The organism is Cupriavidus sp. GW822-FHT02D05, assembly GCF_058802485.1.
Window position 1 is genome coordinate 328,727 of the sequence record NZ_JBXAOE010000001.1, and the last position, 20,960, is coordinate 349,686.

At 66.8% G+C, this 20,960-nt stretch carries 15 protein-coding genes; 6 read left to right on the forward strand and 9 right to left on the reverse strand.

What is annotated here, in order from left to right; translation table 11 throughout:
- Positions 1-3 precede the first annotated feature (3 nt).
- The 3 genes from AC1RQK_RS01545 to AC1RQK_RS01555 are packed head-to-tail and all read right to left on the reverse strand — an operon-like array spanning position 4 to position 5,237.
- The gene (locus AC1RQK_RS01545; RefSeq protein WP_492807282.1) at positions 4-2,805 is read right to left on the reverse strand and encodes an Hsp70 family protein; all 2,802 of its coding nucleotides are present in this window, start codon (positions 2,803-2,805) and stop codon (positions 4-6) included.
- Positions 2,806-2,814: 9 nt separating this feature from the next.
- On the reverse strand, positions 2,815-4,662 hold the full coding sequence (locus tag AC1RQK_RS01550; RefSeq protein WP_492807284.1) for an Hsp70 family protein: 1,848 nt from the start codon (positions 4,660-4,662) through the stop codon (positions 2,815-2,817).
- Positions 4,659-5,237, reverse strand: a complete 579-nt coding sequence (locus tag AC1RQK_RS01555) for a DUF2760 domain-containing protein (RefSeq protein ID WP_492370851.1) — start codon at positions 5,235-5,237, stop codon at positions 4,659-4,661. The genes AC1RQK_RS01550 and AC1RQK_RS01555 overlap by 4 nt, the downstream gene beginning before the upstream one ends.
- Before the next feature lie 335 nt (positions 5,238-5,572).
- On the opposite strand from AC1RQK_RS01555, the gene AC1RQK_RS01560 reads away from it, so the two are divergent.
- Both AC1RQK_RS01560 and AC1RQK_RS01565 read left to right on the forward strand, forming a co-directional pair.
- Positions 5,573-5,791 (forward strand): hypothetical protein, encoded by a 219-nt coding sequence (locus AC1RQK_RS01560; protein ID WP_492370850.1) that lies wholly within the window; start codon positions 5,573-5,575, stop codon positions 5,789-5,791.
- 286 nt (positions 5,792-6,077) lie between these two features.
- On the forward strand, positions 6,078-8,315 hold the full coding sequence (locus AC1RQK_RS01565) for an NADP-dependent isocitrate dehydrogenase (RefSeq protein WP_492807287.1): 2,238 nt from the start codon (positions 6,078-6,080) through the stop codon (positions 8,313-8,315).
- Positions 8,316-8,433: 118 nt separating this feature from the next.
- On the opposite strand, the gene AC1RQK_RS01570 is transcribed toward AC1RQK_RS01565, so the two are convergent.
- Positions 8,434-9,435 carry a Bug family tripartite tricarboxylate transporter substrate binding protein gene (locus AC1RQK_RS01570; protein ID WP_492807288.1) on the reverse strand — a complete coding sequence of 334 codons (1,002 nt, stop codon included), beginning with the start codon at positions 9,433-9,435 and terminating at the stop codon, positions 8,434-8,436.
- A 262-nt stretch (positions 9,436-9,697) separates the two neighbouring features.
- Here AC1RQK_RS01570 and AC1RQK_RS01575 point away from each other — a divergent pair, with 262 nt between their 5' ends.
- From AC1RQK_RS01575 to AC1RQK_RS01590, 4 genes are all read left to right on the forward strand, one after another.
- Positions 9,698-10,216, forward strand: coding sequence for a sigma-70 family RNA polymerase sigma factor (locus tag AC1RQK_RS01575; protein WP_492370848.1), 519 nt, complete (start codon positions 9,698-9,700; stop codon positions 10,214-10,216).
- Positions 10,216-11,262, forward strand: a complete 1,047-nt coding sequence (locus tag AC1RQK_RS01580) for a FecR domain-containing protein (RefSeq protein ID WP_492807291.1) — start codon at positions 10,216-10,218, stop codon at positions 11,260-11,262. Before AC1RQK_RS01575 ends, AC1RQK_RS01580 begins: the two co-directional genes overlap by 1 nt.
- 115 nt (positions 11,263-11,377) lie before the next feature.
- Positions 11,378-13,594 carry a TonB-dependent receptor gene (locus tag AC1RQK_RS01585; protein ID WP_492807292.1) on the forward strand — a complete coding sequence of 739 codons (2,217 nt, stop codon included), beginning with the start codon at positions 11,378-11,380 and terminating at the stop codon, positions 13,592-13,594.
- 3 nt (positions 13,595-13,597) lie between these two features.
- Positions 13,598-16,042, forward strand: a complete 2,445-nt coding sequence (locus AC1RQK_RS01590; RefSeq protein ID WP_492807294.1) for a TonB-dependent siderophore receptor — start codon at positions 13,598-13,600, stop codon at positions 16,040-16,042.
- Positions 16,043-16,049: 7 nt separating this feature from the next.
- Here AC1RQK_RS01590 and AC1RQK_RS01595 read toward each other — a convergent pair whose 3' ends face one another.
- The 5 genes from AC1RQK_RS01595 to AC1RQK_RS01615 all read right to left on the reverse strand — a co-directional run bounded on the left by AC1RQK_RS01595 (position 16,050) and on the right by AC1RQK_RS01615 (position 20,951).
- Positions 16,050-16,382 (reverse strand): hypothetical protein, encoded by a 333-nt coding sequence (locus AC1RQK_RS01595; protein ID WP_416052496.1) that lies wholly within the window; start codon positions 16,380-16,382, stop codon positions 16,050-16,052.
- Between the two features lie 268 nt (positions 16,383-16,650).
- A complete protein-coding gene (locus AC1RQK_RS01600; RefSeq protein WP_174423583.1) occupies positions 16,651-18,012 on the reverse strand; it encodes a GntP family permease in 1,362 nt (453 codons plus the stop codon).
- Positions 18,013-18,128: 116 nt separating this feature from the next.
- Positions 18,129-18,521 carry a RidA family protein gene (locus tag AC1RQK_RS01605; RefSeq protein ID WP_006163400.1) on the reverse strand — a complete coding sequence of 131 codons (393 nt, stop codon included), beginning with the start codon at positions 18,519-18,521 and terminating at the stop codon, positions 18,129-18,131.
- Between the two features lie 40 nt (positions 18,522-18,561).
- Positions 18,562-20,055, reverse strand: coding sequence for an N-acyl-D-amino-acid deacylase family protein (locus tag AC1RQK_RS01610; protein ID WP_492370844.1), 1,494 nt, complete (start codon positions 20,053-20,055; stop codon positions 18,562-18,564).
- Between the two features lie 2 nt (positions 20,056-20,057).
- Positions 20,058-20,951 (reverse strand): MurR/RpiR family transcriptional regulator, encoded by an 894-nt coding sequence (locus AC1RQK_RS01615; protein WP_150985497.1) that lies wholly within the window; start codon positions 20,949-20,951, stop codon positions 20,058-20,060.
- Positions 20,952-20,960 lie beyond the last annotated feature (9 nt).

Genomic DNA, 20,960 nt, shown 5'->3' on the forward strand with positions numbered 1-20,960 from the left:
CACTCAGGCTACGATCAGCGTCAACCCCGCTGGCAGCGACTCGCCAAAGACCCGTCCTTCATCGGCCTCATCGAGTTCCACCGTTGTGCGCACCATGTCGATCCAGCTACGTGGCGCGTTGACGGCTTCGAGCCGGCTGACCACGCGCATGCGGATATCCAGCGGCAGGTCCCGCGACCGGTCCCCCGTCATGCGGGCAATCTGCACGGCGGCGAAGGCGCCCGGCTCGACCTTCTTCCAGTCGAGCGCAAGAATCGCCTCCAGCCATTGCGAGCCAGCCTCTGGCGGCACGACGCTGTGCGCGCTGCCGTAGAACGGCCGGCGCGCGCCGATGCGGCCCACGGCCCACCAGCTTTGAAGGTTCTCCGAGGGTTTCTTGAGCCGGGCGAGCAGCCACTCGGCGACTTCGATCTTGCGCTCGACAGGCACGCGTTCCAGCGATCCCGCGAGCCGCACCATGTCGGCGTAGCCGGCCTTGGCGGCGCCGGCGGGGCGCTTGTAGCGCGCCGTGCCGGGGGGCTGCAGGTAGAAGGCGATGTCGTCCAGCAATCGCAACTGCGCGCTTTCGTCCAGGCCGCCGGCGGTGCGGCGCCACAGCGTCCACCATTCCGACCAGATCTGGCTCTCGTTGACGTACTGGATGCCCTGCTCGAACAATGACCAGAGCTGCCCGGCGCGCCACTCGTCCAGCGGGTAGCCGAACCCAGGCCGCATGCAATAGCCGGCAAGGTTGAGCCAGAGGCGTTCATGGTCTGCCGTGCGGCGGCGGCGGCGCGCGCGTTCCCACAACGTGCCGAACAGGGCGCGCAGCAGCGCGCTGTCCCATTGGTCGCGCGCGCCCAGCAGTTGCTCCAGTTGCGCGCGCAGCCGCTTGACTTCCTTGGGGCCAACGTCTTGCGAGCGGGCGCCAAAGGTACGGTCGATGCATTCGACGGCCTGGGCCAGGGAGGGATGCGGCGCGTGGGTCGCCGTGTCTGCCGCCGGGGCATCGCCGCGCAACTGGAACTCGAGCAGCCAGCGCTGCGAAGGATTGGCGATCTCGCTGCAGTGCACCTCCAGCGTGCCGACTTCGGTAAGCGATGTGGTGAGTTGCACCAGCGTGTCTCGCGCGTCGCTGGCGCCGCGCGGTTGCACCACGGTGGCGATCGGCGGCAGGCGGACGAAATCGCCGCTGGCGAGGTCGGCCAGTTCGCCCGGCTGATAGGGCGTGTCGGCGACGGAGGAGACCAGGTGGAAGCGTACCGGATGCCCGAGGCGCAGGGAGAAGGTGCGATCCTTGAGATGGATCTCCTGGCCGTCTTCGGTGCCGCGCGGCAACAGGCAAATGCCGCGCTGTGCCTGCGCGGCATCACCGTTGTCCAGCACGAGGAAATAGCTGCGCGGCGAGCCCCCGCCGATGCGCGGCGCATGCCCGGCGCGGGCAAGCGCGAACGCCACCGCGCCACGGGCGACCGCCACGTCGGGGTTGTCGTTGTGCAGCACATGCAAGGGCGCTCGGCGCCAGGCGCCAAGCGTGCTCGACAAACGCCCCGTCAGCGCCTCGGCGCGGAACACGCCGCCGTTGAGCAGCAAGGTGTCGGGCATCGGTGGCGCGTCGTCTGGCGCTTCTCTTGCATCCTGTGCGTTCGCGATGCGCGACTGGGCCGCGTGCTGGCCCAGGAAGGCCGCAACGTGCCGGGTGATCGCCGGGTCGGCCGCATAGGGCAGGCCAAATTCGACGATGCCGCCCCGTGAGCGCCCCGGTCTTTCGCCGGCCGAGACGGCTGGGAAAAACCCCTCGACAATGATCTGCTCGATCTCCTGCCGGGTGACTTCGACGGAGCGCGCGCCGCCGATCAGCCGGGAGCCCGAACCGAGCAGCGTGATCGTGACCGCCTCCGGCGCCTGCGCGCTGAGCAGTTGCTCCTTGGCGGCACGGCATCGCTCGACCAACTGCGACAGGCTGCCCGCCGACAAGCGCGAGTGCGCCGTGGCGATGCGCGACTCGACCAGATGCGCGAGGGCGAGGTCCATGTTGTCGCCGCCGAGCATCAGGTGATTGCCAACCCCGATCCGGGTCAATTGCGGCTGGCCGTCCTGCACCTCCACCTTGATCAGGGTCAGGTCGGTGGTGCCGCCGCCGACATCGCAGATCAACACCAGCCGCGTTTGCGCCAGGTCGGCCGCTAGCGTTTCGCGATGATGGAACACCCAGTCGTAGAAGGCCGCCTGGGGCTCCTCCAGCATGCGCAGCGCGGGCAGTCCGGCCATGCGCGCGGCTTCCAGCGTGAGGGCGCGCGCGCCTTCATCGAACGAGGCGGGCACGGTGAGCACCACGTCCTGATCCTCGAGCCGCGCATCGGGGAAACGGTGGTTCCATGCCGCGCGCACATGCGCCAGGTAGCTGGCGCTGGCCGCCACCGGCGACACCTTGCCGACTTCGTCGGCGGCGCCCCACGGCAGGATCGGCGCCACGCGGTCGACCGACGCATGCGACAGCCAGCTTTTGGCGCTGGCGACCAGCCTGCCGGGCACTTGCGCGCCCAGCGTGCGCGCAAGGCGGCCCACCACGACATGGCCCGATGCGGCTCCATCGGCACCATCCGTCCCATTGGCAACTTGCCACGGCAACTGCAGATCGCTGGCATTCAGCTCCCCCGGCGCCGCGTGGTACCGCACGGACGGCAGGAGTGGCCGCGTGGCCACCTCTCCCAGGCTCACCAGTTGATCGATGTCGAAGACGCGGATGTCCTCCGACCCTGCCTCGCCATAGGCGACGACCGTGTTGCTCGTGCCCAGGTCAATGCCGACGCTATACCGCTTCATGCATGGCACTCAGGCATTCGCGTTGCCGCGCACGTCGAACTCGACCTTCCAGCGCTCGCCTGTGCCACGGGGCACGGCTTCCAGCTCCAGCGTGCCGGCCTCCGTGATGCGGGCATGCAGCTTCACCGGCACGACTTCGCCAGGCGTGCGGCCTTCGGACGGCAGCGTGGCCTGGATTTCATCGAGCTCTTGCAGGTCTTCGGGCCCCCAGAAGTCGAGCAGGGTGCCTACCTGGTCCTGGCGGCGCACCGACGAGCCGAAGAAGCGGAAGTGCACGGGTTCGCCGACCACGAGCCCGAATTCCTGCTCCGGCAACGGCGCCTCGGTGCCTTCCTCCATGCCGAAGGGCGCCACGCACAGCGCCTGGATGGGCGGCTCGAAGCCCGGGATGGCGGGCATCGCCGATTCCACCGCAATGTAGTAGGCCCGCGCGGTGCCGCCGCGAATGCGCACGCCCTTGCCGCGGCGCACGTAGCCGTAGTAGGCGGCGCCACGCGCGACAGCCAGGTCCAGGTCGGCGCCCCCCAGCAGGCGCGCGGGGGCCGCGCCTTCCGCGGCGAGCCAGCCGTTGAGCGTCTGCAGGATGCGCTCGACCAGCAGGGCGGACTTGAACACGCCGCCGTTGAACAGCACCGCCGTGGGATGCAGGAAGGTCGCGCCCGGCGCCGCCTTGCCTGCCAGGCCTTCCATCTCGGCCAGCGCTGCCACCTGGCGGCCCAGGAACGCCGCCAGATGTCGTGTGATGGCCGGGTCCTGCGCGTACGGCAGGCCCAGTTGCGTCAGCCCGGCGCGTGCCCGGCTGACCGGGCGGGCAGAGCCATCCACCTGCGGGAAAAAGCCTTCCAGGATGATCTGGGTGAGCTCGGCGCGGGTCAGCTCCGTGCGGATCGAGCCGCCGATGAGCTTGGAGCCGCGGCTCGGCACGACCAGCGGCACCGCGTCCGTGGTTGGGTCGCTGAGCAGGGTTTCCTTGGCGCTGCGGCAGGCATAGGTGAGCGCGCGCAGTTGCCACGGGTCGGCCTGCGTGCCTTGGGCCGCGAGCTTGCGCGCCACCACGTGGGCCAGCGCCAGGTCCATGTTGTCGCCGCCCAGCAGGATGTGCTCGCCGACGGCGACGCGGTGCAGCTCCAGGTTGCCCTCGCGCTCGATCACGGCGATCAGCGAAAGATCGGTGGTGCCACCACCCACGTCGACGACCAGGATGATGTCGCCCACCTTGACCTCTTTGCGCCACTGGCCGCCGCTGTTCTGAATCCAGCTATAGAGCGCGGCCTGAGGCTCCTCCAGCAGGGTCATGCGGGCATAGCCCGCGGATTCGGCGGCTTCTGCCGTCAGTTCCCGCGCGGCCGGATCGAACGACGCGGGAATGGTGACGGTGATGTCCTGCTCACCGAACGGGGCGTCGGGATGCGCGTGGTCCCACGCTTCGCGCAGGTGCGAGAGATAGCGCACGGAAGTCTCGAGCGGCGACACGCGCGGCACTTCCGCCGGCGCGTCGTTCGGCAGGATCGCCGCGCGGCGGTCTACCCCGGGGTGGCAAAGCCAGCTCTTCGCGCTCGATACCAGCCGGATCGGCGTGGCCGCGCCACGGCTGCGCGCCAGCTCGCCCACGGCGAAGTCCCGCGCGGCGTTCCACGGCAAGGCCAGGTCGCCCGGAGCCAGCTCGCTCGGATGCGGCAGGTACAAGAACGACGGCAGCAGGTCGCAATCTTCGATCGCGCCTGGTGCGGTGAGCTGTGTGATGGGCAGGACGCCCTGGGTGGTCTTCTCGCCGTCACTGGCGGTGAGGTCGACGTAGGAGAGGGCGCAATGCGTCGTGCCCAGGTCGATGCCGATCGAGTAGCGGGGGTCGCTCATAGCTCGACCTCGGCCGGGGCGATCACGGTGGCGTCATGGCGCTCGGCCAGCCGGGGCAGGCGGACTTCCGCCACGCGCCAGCCACGGTGGCTGATGCTGCCGTTGAACGGCGCGCTGCCGACCACGTTGCCGGTCAGCCGGATGGCGGTGGCATCGAACCCGTCGGGCACCGTTACGCGGCTGCCCTCGGCTTCCTCGCGCACCGGCCGGATGGTGAAATGCTCGCGCAGCACGGCGCGGCAACCGTCATGCACCAGCCGGGCGGCGGCACCGATTTCCGTGTCGGAATAGCCGGCGATGTCTTCCTCGACAAAATCGATGAAGCGCGCGTCGCGCTGGAGCAGGCCCAGCAGCTGGAGCGCGGCCTCGGGGCTCGCTTCTTTCAGCGCGCTCGGGGCCGGTGCCGCGGCCATGGGGGCAGGAACGGGTGCAGCGGGCGCTGGACTTGCGCCAGGCCCCGTGCCGTCACGCAGGCGCCGCACGCCCGCGGCAAGCTCGCGGTCGCCCAGGATGTTGAAAAACGTGCCCACGGCAAGGGAAATCCTGCCTAGGAAAGACATGTTCGAGTCGGTCATCAATGGCTCCAGATGTGCTCTGTTGAAGGACGAGCTGTCCCCTGGCGATGCTGTACTGGGCCCGCCCTGCCGTAGCGCAGGCGCTTGCCGGCAGGCAACGGCGTGGTGCGCGCAGTGGCGGGCTCGCCCGTCAGCATCTTGTTCTTCGGGCCCGGCCGGGCCGCTCAAGGCGGTATTTTGCCCTAAGGCGCCCATGATCCGGCCAATGCGGCCCACAAAGCGCCAAGACTCTCACCATGCTGCCCGCCATGACTCGCCCTTACGCAGGGCGCCGGAGTAGCCTTTAATAGAGCAAAATAGAACAAATGCCCGTCACGATCTGCATTGGAGCTGGGATGAAAGCGCTTTCCACCAAAGAACGGACGCGCAGGCGCCCGTCCGACAGGGTACTGAACGTTCTCGCGGCGCTCGTGGGCCTGGTTACGCTCGCGGCCGGCATCGCCTGGCTTATCTACAAGTGGCGCGTAGATCTCGAAGTTCCGTACTTTGCCATTCCGCTGGTGCTGACGGTCCCCGTGATCGCTGCCGCCGCATTCCGCAGTTTTTGGGACTAGCGCAGCGGTTTTGTGCATGTTAGCTGGCTTTAAGCGCAGTTAAGCCCGTTGGCCCGCCAGATGGGCGCGGCGTGGGGGCAAATGCCGGCGCGCTGTCCGCCCCTGCACGCGCCACGCAGCGCTAGCCTTGCCCCCACGCAGAACTTGCGTTTTGCGATTGCGAAGCAAAAACCCCGTGCGGTTCAGACCCCCCTGGAGAAAATTCAGGCAAAATTCGGGCATTCCTGCCGGGCTGTGACCCAGCCGGTGGCGTTCTCCAACCTATTTCTTGATCCTGAGATAAGCAATGAGTACCCAGCAACCCACCATCATCTACACGCTGACCGACGAAGCTCCGCTGCTGGCGACCAGTGCCTTTTTGCCCATCATCCGCACCTTCACCGCCCCGGCCGGCATCAACGTGACGACCAGCGACATCTCGGTGGCGGGCCGTATCCTGGGCGAATTCCCCGAATTCCTGACCGAGGCACAACGCGTGCCCGACAACCTGGCCGAACTGGGCCGACTGACCCTGCAGCCGGACACCAACATCATCAAGCTGCCCAACATCAGCGCCTCCGTGCACCAGCTGGTCAGCGCGATCAAGGAACTGCAGGCCAAGGGCTACAAGGTTCCCGATTTCCCGGAAGACCCGAAGACCGATGCCGAGAAGGCCATCCGCCAACGCTATTCGAAGTGCCTGGGCAGCGCCGTGAACCCGGTCCTGCGCGAAGGCAACTCGGACCGCCGCGCGCCGGCTGCCGTCAAGAACTACGCACGCAAGAACCCGCACAGCATGGGTGAGTGGAGCATGGCTTCGCGCACGCACGTGGCGCACATGAAGCACGGCGACTTCTATCATGGCGAAAAGTCCATGACCCTGGACCGCGCCCGCGATGTCAAGATGGAGCTGGTCACCAAGAGCGGCAAGACCATCGTGCTCAAGCCGAAGGTGTCGCTGCTGGACGGCGAGATCATCGACAGCATGTTCATGAGCAAGAAGGCGCTGTGCGACTTCTACGAAGAACAGATGGAAGACGCGCGCAAGACCGGCGTGATGCTGTCGCTGCACGTGAAGGCCACCATGATGAAGGTCTCGCACCCCATCGTGTTCGGCCACGCCGTGAAGATTTTCTACAAGGAAGCCTTCGAGAAGCACAGCAAGCTGTTCGACGAACTGGGCGTGAACGTCAACAACGGCCTGGTCAACCTGTACGACAAGCTGGAAAGCCTGCCGAGCTCCAAGCGCGAAGAAATCATCCGCGACATGCACGCTTGCCACGAACACCGTCCCGAGCTGGCGATGGTGGATTCGGCCAAGGGCATCTCCAACCTGCACGCGCCCAACGACGTGATCGTGGACGCCTCGATGCCGGCCATGATCCGCATTGGCGGCAAGATGTGGGGCGCCGATGGCCGTCCGAAGGACACCAAGGCCGTGATCCCGGAGAGCACGTTTGCCCGCATCTACCAGGAAATCATCAACTTCTGCAAGACCAACGGCAACTTCGACCCGGTCACCATGGGCACCGTGCCCAACGTCGGCCTGATGGCGCAGCAAGCCGAGGAGTACGGCTCGCACGACAAGACCTTTGAAGTGCCCGAGGCCGGCGAAGCCCGCATCGTTGACATCGCCACCGGCGAAGTGCTGCTGGTGCAGAACGTGGAAGAGGGCGACATCTGGCGCATGTGCCAGGTCAAGGACGCACCGATCCGCGACTGGGTCAAGCTGGCCGTCACGCGCGCGCGCAACTCCGGCATGCCGGCCATTTTCTGGCTGGACCCGTACCGCCCGCACGAAGCCGAGATGATCAAGAAGGTCGAGACCTACCTGAAGGATCACGACACCACCGGCCTGGACATCCAGATCATGTCGCAAGTGCGCGCCATGCGTTACACGCTGGAACGCGTCATCCGCGGCCTGGACACCATCTCGGTGACCGGCAACATCCTGCGCGACTACCTGACCGACCTGTTCCCGATCATGGAACTGGGCACCAGCGCCAAGATGCTCTCCATCGTCCCGCTGATGGCCGGCGGCGGCATGTATGAAACCGGCGCGGGCGGCTCGGCGCCTAAGCACGTCAAGCAACTGGTGGAAGAAAACCACCTGCGCTGGGATTCGCTGGGTGAATTCCTGGCGCTGGCGGTGTCGCTGGAAGAACTCGGCATCAAGACCAGCAACGAAAAGGCCAAGATCCTGGCCAAGACGCTGGACGCCGCCACTGGCAAGCTGCTGGACAACAACAAGAACCCGTCGCCCAAGACCGGCCAGCTGGACAACCGCGGCAGCCAGTTCTACCTGGCCATGTACTGGGCCCAGGAACTGGCGGCACAGACCGACGATGCTGCCCTGGCAGCGCAGTTCGCGCCGCTGGCCAAGCAACTGGCCGACAACGAGCAGGTCATCGTTGGCGAGCTGTCGGCCGTGCAAGGCAAGGAAGCCGATATCGGCGGCTACTACAAGCCCGACTTTGCCAAGCTGGACATCGTGATGCGCCCCAGCAAGACGCTGAACGCCGCGCTGGCAGCCGTCAAGGCGTAATCGATGCAAGCCTGGCCGCCCTGTCACGCAGGGCGGCCGCCGGCGGCAGCCACGCGTTGGGAAAGGCGAGCTGCCATGGGAGCCCCGGGTACCTGGTAACAGGTACCCGGGGCTTCTGCTATTCGAGCTTCACCCTGCCGTCCTTTGCGAGCCGACGATATTGCGTTATCTCGCCCTGCACGCGCCGGCGGAAATCCTCCGCGTTGCCGCGCATGACCCAGATCGACTGCCGCTGGAAGACTGCCTCCACGGAAGGGTCCAGAAGCACCCCCTGCAATTCCTTTTCCAGCCGCTCCACCACCGCTTGCGGCGTGGCGCGCGGCGCGGCAATGCCGAACCAGAATGCATTGCCGGGCATGGCGATGCCGAGTTCGGCAAAGGTTGGCACGCCCGGATACTGCGGGGAGCGCGCCCCGGCACTGATCGCCAGCGGGCGCAACTTGCCAGACTCGAGGTAAGGCTGGGCAACGGCGATGGGGTCGAGGCTCAGGTCGATCTGCCCGCCAATGACGTCGGCGAGGATCTGCGTGCTGCCGCGATATGACACGGGCGTGATGTCCGCATGCAGGTCGGCCTCGATCATGGCGCCCACAATGTACTGCGCGGTGCCCGGGCCGGTGGTGCCGTAGGTGACGGTGCCCGGTTGGGCGCTTGCTCGCGCCAGCATGTCCGCGAACGACTTGATGCCGGAGTCCGATCGGGTGGTGAGCATGACCGGCGCCTGCGCGATGATGCCGATCGGCGCCCAGGCGCCTTCCGCCGGGATGGGCAGGCTGGTGCGCAGCGCGGGGAGCATGCTGAACGTGGTGGAACTGGCGAGTAGCAGCGTGTATCCGTCGGCGGGCGCCTTGGCGACCAGCTCCGCCGCGATCATCGTGGAGGCACCCGGCCGGTTGTCGACTACCACGGGCTGGCCCAGTCGGGTGCGCAGCTTATCGGCAATGACACGGGCAATGATGTCGGTGGTGCCGCCCGCCGTGAAAGGGACCACGAGGTGCACGGTCCGCTGTGGGAATGCTTCGGGGGCGGTCTGTGCCTGCGGGCTGGGCACCGAGGCGGCCACCAGCAGCGAAGTGGTGACCAGCCGGCGCAACGGGTCTAAGGAAAAAAGCAGGTCCATGGGCAGGTCAACTGGCGTCGGGTAGTAGCACCTGCAGGCTGGCGTGAGCAGATAAAAACACGTTAAGCATCAAAGAATGGCGGGTATGTCGGGACTAGATGGCTTTGCCGGGCTATCGCGTCGATTCTACGTCAGATGCTGCGTTGCAATATGTGCGCCTGGCTGTGCGGTTGGTTGCACTAATCATTTTCCGTGCCATATAATGCGAACCATTCTCATTTAAGTTTGGCCGTGCCAGACACTTCACTACGCAAGGGAAGCGATGGCCGCCGCAGAATCCGCGTTACAGCAGTCACAGCAGCATGTCCATGCCCTCTACAGCGATCACCATCGCTGGCTGCAGGGCTGGCTGCGGCGTCAGCTTGGCAACGCGTTTGACGCCGCCGACCTGGCACAGGATGTGTTTCTCCGCTTGCTTCATCGCGAGCCGTGCGATATCAGGGAACCGCGCACCTACCTGAGCACGATCGCGCGCGGCCTTGTCATCGAGCACTGGCGCCGCCGGGAGCTGGAGCTGGCCTGGCTGGAGACGCTGGCGCAACTGCCCGCGCCGCAGGCGCCGTCGCCCGAGAGCCGGCTGCTTTTCCTGGAAACCCTGATCGCCATCGACCGCATCCTGGATGCGCTGAAGCCGCAGGTGCGCAAAGCATTCCTGTGGGCCCAGCTCGAAGGGCTGACCTGCCGGCAGATCGCGGAGCGCCTCGGCGTGTCGCTGGCTACCGCCGAGCGCTATGTCGCGGCGGCGCTGCGCCATTGCTACAGCTTGCGTTTCGGTGGCTGATGCCCGTGCGTGATCCAGCCAGGCCAGGCGAGCCGACGGCTACGGCCGGGCCGCAACCCCCGATCCCCGCGCGCATCGTCGACCAGGCCATCCATTGGATGGTCAAGCTCGACTTCGGCGAGGCCAGCGCCAGCACGCGCAAGGCATTCGCCCAATGGCACGACGCCAACCCGCTGCACGCGGTTGCCTGGCAACGCGTGCAGGCACTGCGCACCGATTTCTCCGGCATGCCGCCGGCACTGGCGCTGCGTACCCTGCAAGCTGCCGACGCCCGGCGTGGCGTGGGCGGGCTAAAGCGCAGGCAGGTGCTCAAGGTGCTGGCATTGGCCGGCATCTCGGTGGCCACGGCGGCAAGCGTGCGCGAACTGGCGCCATGGCAGCGCCTGGTCGCCGACGCGAGCACGGCCACCGGCGAGCAGCGCACCCTGCGCCTGGCCGATGGCAGCACCATCGTGCTCAACACCGATACCGCCATCAGTACCGCGCTGGGCACTGAGCGCCGTTTGGTCACGCTGCGGCGCGGGGAGATCCTGGTGACCACGGGACATGATGCTGGCTTCGCGGCCAGCAGCGCAGCGGTGCGGCCGTTCTGGGTACAGACGCCGTTTGGCAGCCTGCGTGCGTTGGGCACGCGCTTTGTGGTGCGCATCGAGGACGAACGCGCCCGCGTTACCGTGCAGGAGGGCGCCGTGGAACTGCACCCGGCTGCGTGCGGGGCGACCGACGTAGCGCGTGCGGGGACGACCTGGCGGCTCGCCAAGGCCGGCAGCATGCCGGCGCCGCCGCAGCCGTTCGAGGCGGACGGCTGGGCCGATGGCGTCATCGCGGGCAAGGACATGCGGCTGGCGGACGTGCTGGCCGAGCTGTCGCGCTACCGCACCGGCCACATCGCCTGCGATCCGCGCGTGGCCGATTTGCGTATCTCGGGCGCGTATCACGTGCGCGACACCGATCGGGTGCTGCGCTTCCTGATGCAGGCGCAGCCGATCACCGTGGTCTATCGCACGCGCTTCTGGGTTTCGGTTGGCCCGGCGGGAGGGCATTGACTCCATGCCAGGCGTGTCCGAAAAAATATGTCAGGAAGATTGAGGGGATTTCGATTCTCGACCGGCCTACAGCGTAGGAACTCAAATTAAACAAACGCTGCCGGAGAAAGGAATCATGTCTGCAACTCGTTATGCCACTGTCATCGCCGCTGCGCGCCCACCCCGACCCAAGCCGTTTGCGCTCGCCGTGCACCACGCTATGGTCTGCCTTGCCATGGGCGCAACAGTGGCGCCGTTTGCCGTGAGGGCACAATCGCAGGCAGGCCCCGCGGACGCCGCGCCGACCCTGCCGGCGGTAACCGTCACCGCCGGCGCCGAGACGCCGGGTGAGCTTGCGCAACCCTACGCGGGCGGCCAGGTGGCGCGCGGTGGCCGCCTGGGGCTGCTGGGCAACAAGAGCGTCATGGACACGCCGTTCGCCGTCACCAACTACACCGCGCAGCGCCTGGAGGACCAACAGGCCACCACGCTGGCCGAAGTACTGAACAGCGATCCGTCCACGCGCTTCACGGGCCAGGTTGGCGGCGTGACCGACTCTTTCTATATTCGCGGCTTCCCGATCAATGAGGGCAACCTGTCCGAGATCGCATTCGACGGCGTGTACGGCGTGTCGCCGAACTACCATCTGTTTACCGAGTACCTGGAGCGGGTCGAAGTGCTGAAGGGGCCGGCCGCCTTGCTGTACGGCATGTCGCCGAACAGCGGTGTCGGCGGCGTGGTCAATGTCGTGCCCAAGCGCGCGCTGGCGACGGACCTGACGCGTTTCACGCTCGACTATGCGTCCGACGCGCAGGTGGGCGGCGCGGTGGACCTGAGCCGCCGTTTCGGCGAAGACCGAGAGTGGGGCATTCGCTTCAACGGCCTACACCGGCAGGGACCGACGGCGCTCGACAACCAGAAGTCACGCGCCGAGGTGGCGGCACTGTCGCTCGACTACCGCGGCGAGCGCCTGCGGGCCTCGCTCGACCTGATCGAGCAATACCAGTGGGTCGATGCTCCCACGCGTCCCTTCCTGATCACAGCCGGCGTGCAGGTACCGTCGGCGCCGGACGGCAGGCGCAATGTCAGCCAGCCCTGGGGCTGGTGGAAGTCCAACGATGTGTCGACGCTGCTGCACGCGGAATACGACCTCACCGACAACGTGACGGTGTTTGCCGATGCCGGCGGTACCCGCTCGGACGTGGCGCGCTTGTCCGACCAGACGCCAACCATCCTGAATTCGGCCGGCGCGACTTCGTCGGCCGTGCAGAATTGGAAGTTCCAGGTCAACCGCTCGAGCTTCGATACCGGTGTCAGGAGCAAGTTCGAGACCGGGCCGGTCAAGCACGCGCTGGCGCTGCAGGCCAACCTGTATATGGACCGTTTCGCCAGCGCCAACGTGTCCGGCACGCCTGTCACATCCAATATTTACGCCCCGGCCGACCGCCCGGCGCAGAACATTGCCGCCCCGCAAAGCGTGCCGAAGGTGTCCGACTCCACGCTGTCGGGCCTGTCGCTGGCCGATACCTTGAGCGTGCTGGACGACCGCCTGCAGTTCACCCTTGGCCTGCGCTACCAGCAGGTCAAGTCGAGCAACTATGCTGCCACCGGCGCGAAGACAGCTTCGTACGACGAAAGCGCCGTCACGCCGCTGGCCGGCATCGTCTTCAAGCCCTGGCGCAACATCTCGCTCTATGCCAACTACGTGGAAGGGCTGAGCAAGGGAGACATCGCGCCGGCGACCGCGTCGAATGCGGGGCAGGTCTTTGCGCCGTACAAGACCAAGCAGCAGGAGGTGGGCATCAAGCTCGACTCGGGCAAGGTGATGGCGACGCTCGCCGCGTTCCGCATGACCAAGCCCAGCGGCCAGTTGTACGGGACGGTCTATGCCATCGACAGCGAGCAACGCAACCAGGGGCTGGAGCTGACCGTATCGGGGCAGCCCTACAAGGGCGTGCGCCTGCTCGGCGGGCTGACCTTGCTTGACGGCGAGCTGACCAAGACCAACAGCGCAGCCACACTTGGCAACCGCCCCGTGGGCGTGCCTACCGTCATGGCCAACCTCGGCGGCGAGTGGGACCTGCCGTGGGTTCCGGGCCTGACGCTGACCAGCGCGGTCAACTACACGGGCAGCGAGTACGTCAACCAGGCGAACACGCAGCAGGTGCCGTCGTGGACAACCGTTGATCTCGGCGCGCGCTACAAGACATCGATGTACGGCAAGTCCACGACGTTCCGGGCCGGTTTGTTCAATGCGTTCAACCGGAAGTACTGGTCCGGGGTGGCATCCTACGGCACGATCTCGCTCGGCGCGCCGCGGACCTTCATGGCTTCCATGAGCGTGGATTTCTAAGCATTGGCCGCACGACGCCTCGCGCTTTGCAGCGCCTTCGCTTGTCTGGCCCTGGGTTTGGGCATTGCGCCGGATGCGGTGCTCGCGCAGGCGAGCCCGGTGGTAAGCCCGGTGGTAAGCCTGATGGCGAGCACGGGCCAGGCGCGGATGTTCGCCATCGCGCCCGGCCCGCTTTACGCGGTCCTCAATCGCTTTGCCAGTGTCGGCGGCATCGATCTTTCCTATGATGCCGCACTGCTCGGCAGCGCCCAAAGCCCGGGACTGAATGGCCTCTATACCGTGCCGGACGGGTTGAGGGCGCTGTTGGCGGGCAGCGGCCTGGAAGCGGTGGAAGTGCCGGGAGGCGGGTACGCATTGCGCAAGGCACAGGCGGTCTCCGGCGCCCAGGCCGCGCCGTTGCTGCCCACGGTCACGATCTTCGGGGCGGCAGCGGCTGCGAGCGAGCTGCCCCCGGCTCTCGCCGGCGAGCAGGTCGCGCGCGGCGCGAGGCTTGGGCTGCTGGGCAACATCGACATCATGGACGCGCCGTTCAGCATCACCAGCTACACCGCCAAGGCGATCGAGGACCAGCAGGCGCGCACGGTGGGCGATATGGTGGCCGTTGATTCGTCCGTGCGCTATGTCAGCCAGCCTGGCGGCATCCTGGACGCCTTCACGATCCGCGGGTTTCCCGTTGGCAATGGCAACTTCGGCGAGATCGCCTTCGACGGCATGTACGGCGTGGCCTCCAACTATCGGGTATCGACCGGCTACATCGAACGGGTCGAACTGATCAAGGGCCCGACCGCCATGCTGATCGGCATGGCGCCCAGCGGCAGTGTCGGCGGTGGCATCAATATCGTGCCCAAGCGGGCGACCGGTCCCGACCTGACCCAGGTCACGGCCGACTATGCCGCGTCATCGCAGCTGGGCGGCAACCTTGACGTAAGCCGGCGGTTTGGCGCGCAGCGGCAGTTCGGCATTCGCTTCAATGGCAACTATCGGGCGGGCGACACCAACCTGGACAACCAGTCGCGCCGCGCCGGTGCCGGCGCGCTGGCACTGGACTACCAGGGCGAGCGCCTGCGCGCGACGCTGGATTTCATTGGCCAGCAGGAGAGGGTCGCAGCGCCATCGCGCCTCTTGCATATCGCGTCCGGCATCAACGTACCCGATGCGCCCAACGGGCGGCGCAATGTCTCGCAACCCTGGGAACACTCCAGCATCCGCGACCAGTCCCTGCTGGTGCGGGCGGAGTATGACATCGGCGACAAGCTCACCTGGTTCATTGCCGGCGGCGGCGGCCGTACCCGGGTGGCCAGGCTCTTTGCCATCACGCCCACCATCATCAACGAGGCGGGCGATATTGCCGTGCTGGACTCGAACTACCGGTTCAACGTAGCCCGCACCACCGTGGACACGGGCCTGCGCGCCCGCTTCGACACCGGGGCGGTGAGCCATCACCTGAGCATGCTCGTGAGCGACTATCGGGACCAGCTGGAGCGCAGCTTCAACAACGCCACGACCACCTCGCTGACCAACCTCTACCAGCCCGTGTCGCTGCCGGTGCAGTACATCGCGGCGCCCGCCGGCGTGCCGAAGGTCTCCCAGACGCGGCTGTCCGGCGCGGCCCTGGCCGATACGCTGTCGGTGCTGGACAAGCGCGTGCAGCTGACGCTGGGGCTGCGCCATCAGCAGGTCACGACCGACAATTTCAGCGCCGGCGGCGCCATAGCTTCGCACTACGACCAGGGCGCCTGGACGCCAATGCTCGGTCTGGTGGTGAAGCCCTGGCAACACGTCACGCTGTATGCCAACCGCGCGGAAGGGTTGAGCAAGGGCGACACTGCCCCCGGCAGCGCCAGCAATGCTGGCGAGGTATTCGCGCCTTACAAGTCAAGGCAGCTTGAGTTCGGCGTGAAGGTCGAGCAGGGCGGGGTGATGGCGACCGTCAGCGCATTCCAGATATCGAAGGCAAGCGGTCAGATGTCCGGGACGCTGTTCGCGGCGGACGGCGAGCAGCGCAATCGCGGGCTGGAGTTCGGGCTAGTTGGTGAGGTGGTTGCCGGAGTGCGGCTGCTGGCCAGCGCTACCGTGCTCGATGCCAGGATTGTTCGCGGCAGTAGCCCCGAGTCGGCCGGCAACGCGGCTGTAGGCGCGCCGACGCTGCAAGCCAACCTGGGCGCCGAATGGGATGCCGGCTTCGCGCCAGGCCTGACGCTGGCCGGTGCGCTGGCCTACACGGGACGGCAATATGTCGACCAGGCCAATACGCAAAGTATCCCGCACTGGACCCGCGTCGACATCGGTGCGCGCTACCAGACTACCGTGGCGCGCAAGCAAACCACCTTCCGCCTCAATGTCCGCAATGTCTTTGACAAGCATGACTGGGCGGCGGTTGACGCCTACGGCGGGCTGGCGCAAGCCGAGCCGCGCACGCTGCTGCTTTCGGCAACGATGCGCTTCTGAGGCAGTTCTACTTGGTGGTGGTGGATTCCGCGGCGCGCTTGTCGGCATCGCGCAGGCGCTTGACGGCTTTGCCCAGCAGCCCGCCTTCGCTATCCGATACGGCTTCTTCCAGCGTGGCAAGAGCGGCCCTGATCTGCGTGCCGTGGGCGTTCGAGTACGCCTGGTCTTCGATCAGCGCGTCGGCTTCCTTGCGCACGCGCTTGCCCAGCTTGCGGGCGAACTCGGGATCGAGCTGGCCTTGCGCCGTGGCATTGGCGATGTGGTCGAGCAGGGCGATCAGGCCCGGCGCGGTCGTGGTGGCCGGGACAGCGTCCTCGGTTTTCCTGAGTTTCTTGGGCATGGCTCTTTTCCTCCGGTTGGGGCTCGATTCTAGCGCTAGGGGGAAACCCGGACCTGCTTCCCAGTATGAAAGATTTGTGACACCTTGTCAGCGCGACGGGTGATGCCCGGTCTATGGCAGCGGCAGGAAAAACGCAGGGCGCCGATGATTTGCTGCGGTGCACACAATAGCACATTGCCGGCAGCATAAAAAAGGGAGGGACACCGCATGTGCCTCCTCCCTTTCGGCGGGCGCCGTGCGGGCACCCGGTCCGAGCCTGCCCGGATGGTCAGACTACCGTGGCAAGCGCCAGGGTCAGAAGCAGGGCGATCACCGAGATGAGCGTTTCGCACACCGACCAGGTCTTGAAGGTCTGGGCCACGGTCATGTTGAAGTACTCCTTGACCAGCCAGAAGCCGCCGTCGTTCACGTGCGAGAGGATCAGCGAGCCGGCGCCGGTGGTCAGCACCAGCAGCTCGGGCCGGGTGCCGGGCACGCTGGCGGCGATCGGCGCGACGATGCCGGCAGCCGTGGTCATGGCCACGGTGGCGGAGCCGGTGGCGATCCGGATCAGCACGGCGACCAGCCAGCCCAGCAGCAGCACCGACACATGGGCGCCGGTGGCTACGTCGACGATGGCGTTGGAGATGCCCGAGTCGCGCAGCACGCGGCCAAAGCCGCCGCCCGCGCCGACCACCAGCGTGATGATGGCGGTCGGCGCCACGCACTCGTTGGTGAACTTCAGGATGTTTTCCCGGGTGAAGCCGCGGCGCTTGCCGAAGGTGTAGAAGCTCACCAGCGCGGCGATCAGCAGCGCGATCACCGAGTTGCCGATCAGCTTGAGGAAGTCGTTGGCAAAGCTCTTGGGCGTGGTGATGAGGTCGGCCCAGCTGCCGATCAGCATCAGGATCACGGGCAGCAGGATGGTGAACAGCGTGATGCCGAAGCCCGGCAGCTCATGCGAGGCCTGCACGCGTTCGTCTTCCTCGGTGAACTGCGCGGCCAGCGGATTCACATCCGGCAGCGTCACGTAGCGCGTCATCAGCTTGGCGAACAGCGGTCCAGCGATCGCCGCCGTGGGAATGCCCACGATCAGCGCGTACAGGATGGTCTTGCCGATATCCGCCTTGTAGGCGGTGACCGCCAGCAGCGCGGCGGGGTGCGGGGGGATCAGGCCGTGCACCACCGAAAGGCCGGCCACCATCGGGATGCCCACCAGCACCATGGAGGTGCCGGTACGCTTGGCCACGTTGAAGGCGATCGGCACCAGCAGCACGAAGCCCACTTCGAAGAACACGGGCAGGCCGACGATAAAGGCGATGGTCACCATGGCCCAGTGCACGTTCTTCTCGCCGAAGGCGTCGATCAGCGTGCGCGCGATGCGCTCGGCGCCGCCGGACTCCGCCATCATCTTGCCGAGCATGGTGCCCAGGCCCACCACCAGCGCGATGTGGCCGAGCGTGCCACCTACGCCGGCCTCGAACGATTTGACGATGTCGCCCATCGGCATGCCCACGGCAAAGCCGAGCAGTACCGAGACGACTACCAGGGTGATAAAGGGATTGAGCTTGAATTTCGCGATCAGCACGACCAGTGCGATCACCGCGATCAACGCGTAAAGCAAAAGGGTGGTTCCGGTTACGGCGCCCATGTTGTCTCCTTTGTGCGAGGTCCGCCGGGACTCCGGCGGGGCTCCCTCGCGTCCGCTATGAAAAGGGCCGCGCTGTCGGCGGCCGGTTCAGGTCTTCGTGGCTGGCTGGCCCGGGATCAGGCAGCCGGCTTCTTGTAGGCGATGCAGTCCACTTCGACCTTGCAGTCCACCACCATGCTCGATTGCACGCAGGCGCGCGCGGGCGGGTTGGCGCCGAAGTATTCCTTGAAGATCTTGTTGAACGACGCGAAGTCGCGGGCATCGTCCAGCCACACGCCGCAGCGCACGATGTGCTCGGTGCCGTAGCCGGCTTCGGCCAGGATGGCCAGTACGTTCTTGATGGCCTGGTGGGTCTGCGCAACGATGCCACCGTCGATCACCTCGCCGGCCACCATCGGCACCTGGCCGGACACGTAGAGCCAGCCGTCGGCTTGCACGGCACGGGAAAACGGCATGTGCTGGCCGCCGGTGCCGGCGCCGCCCTCGACGCCAAATCGTTTGATATCCATGGGGACTCCTGAAGCAGATTGCAAATTGGGAAATAGGTGGTTACTGTGCCGGCGCCGCGCTGGCCCCGGCAGGCTTTGTGCGCGCGAGGAAGCGGCCGGCCCGCGCGCCGGTGGGCTTGCGCTGCTGCCACGACAGCTCGCCGTTGACCCACACGCAAGCGATGCCCTCGGCGGGCTGCATGGGATCGGTGAAGCTGGCCGCGTCGCGGATGGTGGCGGCGTCGAACAGGACCAGGTCGGCCCAGTAGCCTTCGCGCACCAGGCCGCGCCCGGCCAGGCCGAAGCGCTCGGCCGACAGGCCCGTCATCTTGTTGATCGCGACCGTCAGCGGGAACAGTTCGCGGTCACGGGCGTAGTGGCCCAGCACGCGAGGAAAGGCGCCCCACAGGCGCGGATGCGGCAGCGGATCGTTGGGCAGGCCATCGGATCCCACCACCGTGGCGGGATGGCTCAGGATGCGGTCCACGTCCGCGTCTTCCATGCAGTGATAGACCGCGCCGGCGGGTTGCAGGCGGCGCGCGGCGTCTTCGAGCCCTAGCTCCCACTCGGCGGCGATATCGGCCAGCAGGCGCCCGCCCATCTCGGGGTGCGGCTCGGACCAGGTCACCATGATGTCGAAATCGCTGGTGACCTGCTTCAGGTCGAGCGTGGAGGAGCTGGCGGTGTAGGGATAGCAATCGCAGCCCACCGGCTGCCAGCGTTGCGCGCGCTCCAGCGCATCCAGCACTTCCCCGCTGCGTCCCCAGTTGTCCAGGCCAGCACACTTCATATGTGAGATCACCACCGGCACGCGCGCATGGCGCCCGATGCGGAAGGCTTCATCCATCGCCTCAAGGATGTCGGCGAACTCGCTGCGCAGGTGGGTGGCATAGAGCGCGCCCGCGTGCGCCAGCGGCTCGGCCAGCGCCAGCACTTCGTCCGTGGTGGCGGCAAAGGCGTTGGCATAAGCCAGGCCGGTGGACAGGCCAATGGCGCCATGGTCGAGCGCTTCTTGCAGTTGTGCGCGCATCGCCGCGATCTCGGCCGGGGTGGCGGTGCGGTCCAGCCGGTCCATATGGTTGCTGCGCAGCGCCGTATGGCCGACCAGCGCGGCTACGTTCACCGCGGGCCGGGCAGCCTGCACGGCCGCGGCATAGGCGGCGAAGTCCGGATAGCAGAAGGCGTCGGCGGTGCCCAGCAGGTTCATCGGGTCAGGCGGCTCGCCGCGCAGCGTGACGGGCGCCGCGCTGATGCCGCAGTTGCCCACGATCACAGTGGTGACGCCTTGCGATAGCTTGGGGGTCATCTCGGGCTGGCGAACCACGTTGGTGTCGTCGTGCGTATGCACGTCGATAAAGCCTGGCGCGAGCACCAGGCCGGCGCCTTGCACCACATGCGCGGCGCTGCCGGGGTCGATGGCATCGCCGCCGTCTTCCAGCATGGCAATGCGCGCGATGCGCCCTGCGCGCAGCGCCACGTCGGCTGCGCGCGCCTCGGCGCCGGAGCCGTCGAGCAGGGTGACGCCGCGGATGAGGGTATCGAACAGTTCAGGCATGGTCAGTCTCCGAGCGGCTGGCGGCTATCGGTGGCGCCAGTGCCGCGGTGCGCGTCGAGCACGTACTTGAGCCGGCGCAGGTTGTCCTGGCTCTGGTCTTGCTGCAGCAGGGCGAGCTGGGTCGCTAGCACGTCCATGACCAGCAGCATCGCGTAGCGCGAGGCCGAGGGCTTGAAAATAAAATCCGTTTCCAGCGTGCGCACCGGCAGCAGCACGTCCGCGCGCGCCGCCAGCGGTGAGCCCAGCGCGGTCACGGCCACCAGTTTCGCGCCGTATTCGCGGGCGATATCGCAACTGGCCAGCATCTCGGGCACGTTGCCCGTGGCAGAGAACGCAAGCACGACATCGTCCTTGTGCAAGGTGGCTGCCACCATCTTCTGCAGCAGCGCGTCCTGGTAGCTGGCAACCGGACGGCCCAGGCGGGCCAGCCGGTAACGCGCTTCGTCGGCCATGAAGGACGAGCCGCCACCCATGCCAAAAGCGTAGACCATGCGCGCCTCCAGCAACAGGCGCGCCGCACGCTCCATATGGTCGGGATCGATCAGCTTGCGATTGACCTCAAGAGAGTCCAGGATATCCGCATGAATGCTGTCGGCCAGCGTGGCAGGGGACGGCTCCGCCGCGCGGGCGACCTCCGCCTGCAGGAAACGCTGGCCCACGGCCGTGGCTTGCGCCAGGCGCAACTTGAGGTCGCGCACGTCGCGGCAGCCGATGGCCTTGGCAAAACGGGTCACGCTGGCTTCGCTCACCCCGGCCTGCCGCGCCAGCTCGTTGATGCTGGTGGCGGCGGCGCCCGCCAGGTCCTGCAGGATCACCTGGGCGACCTTCTGCTCGGCCAGGCGCAACGTGGGGCCACGCTCGGCGATGCGGGTCAGGATGTCGAAGGGCGCGGACATGGTTGGCGG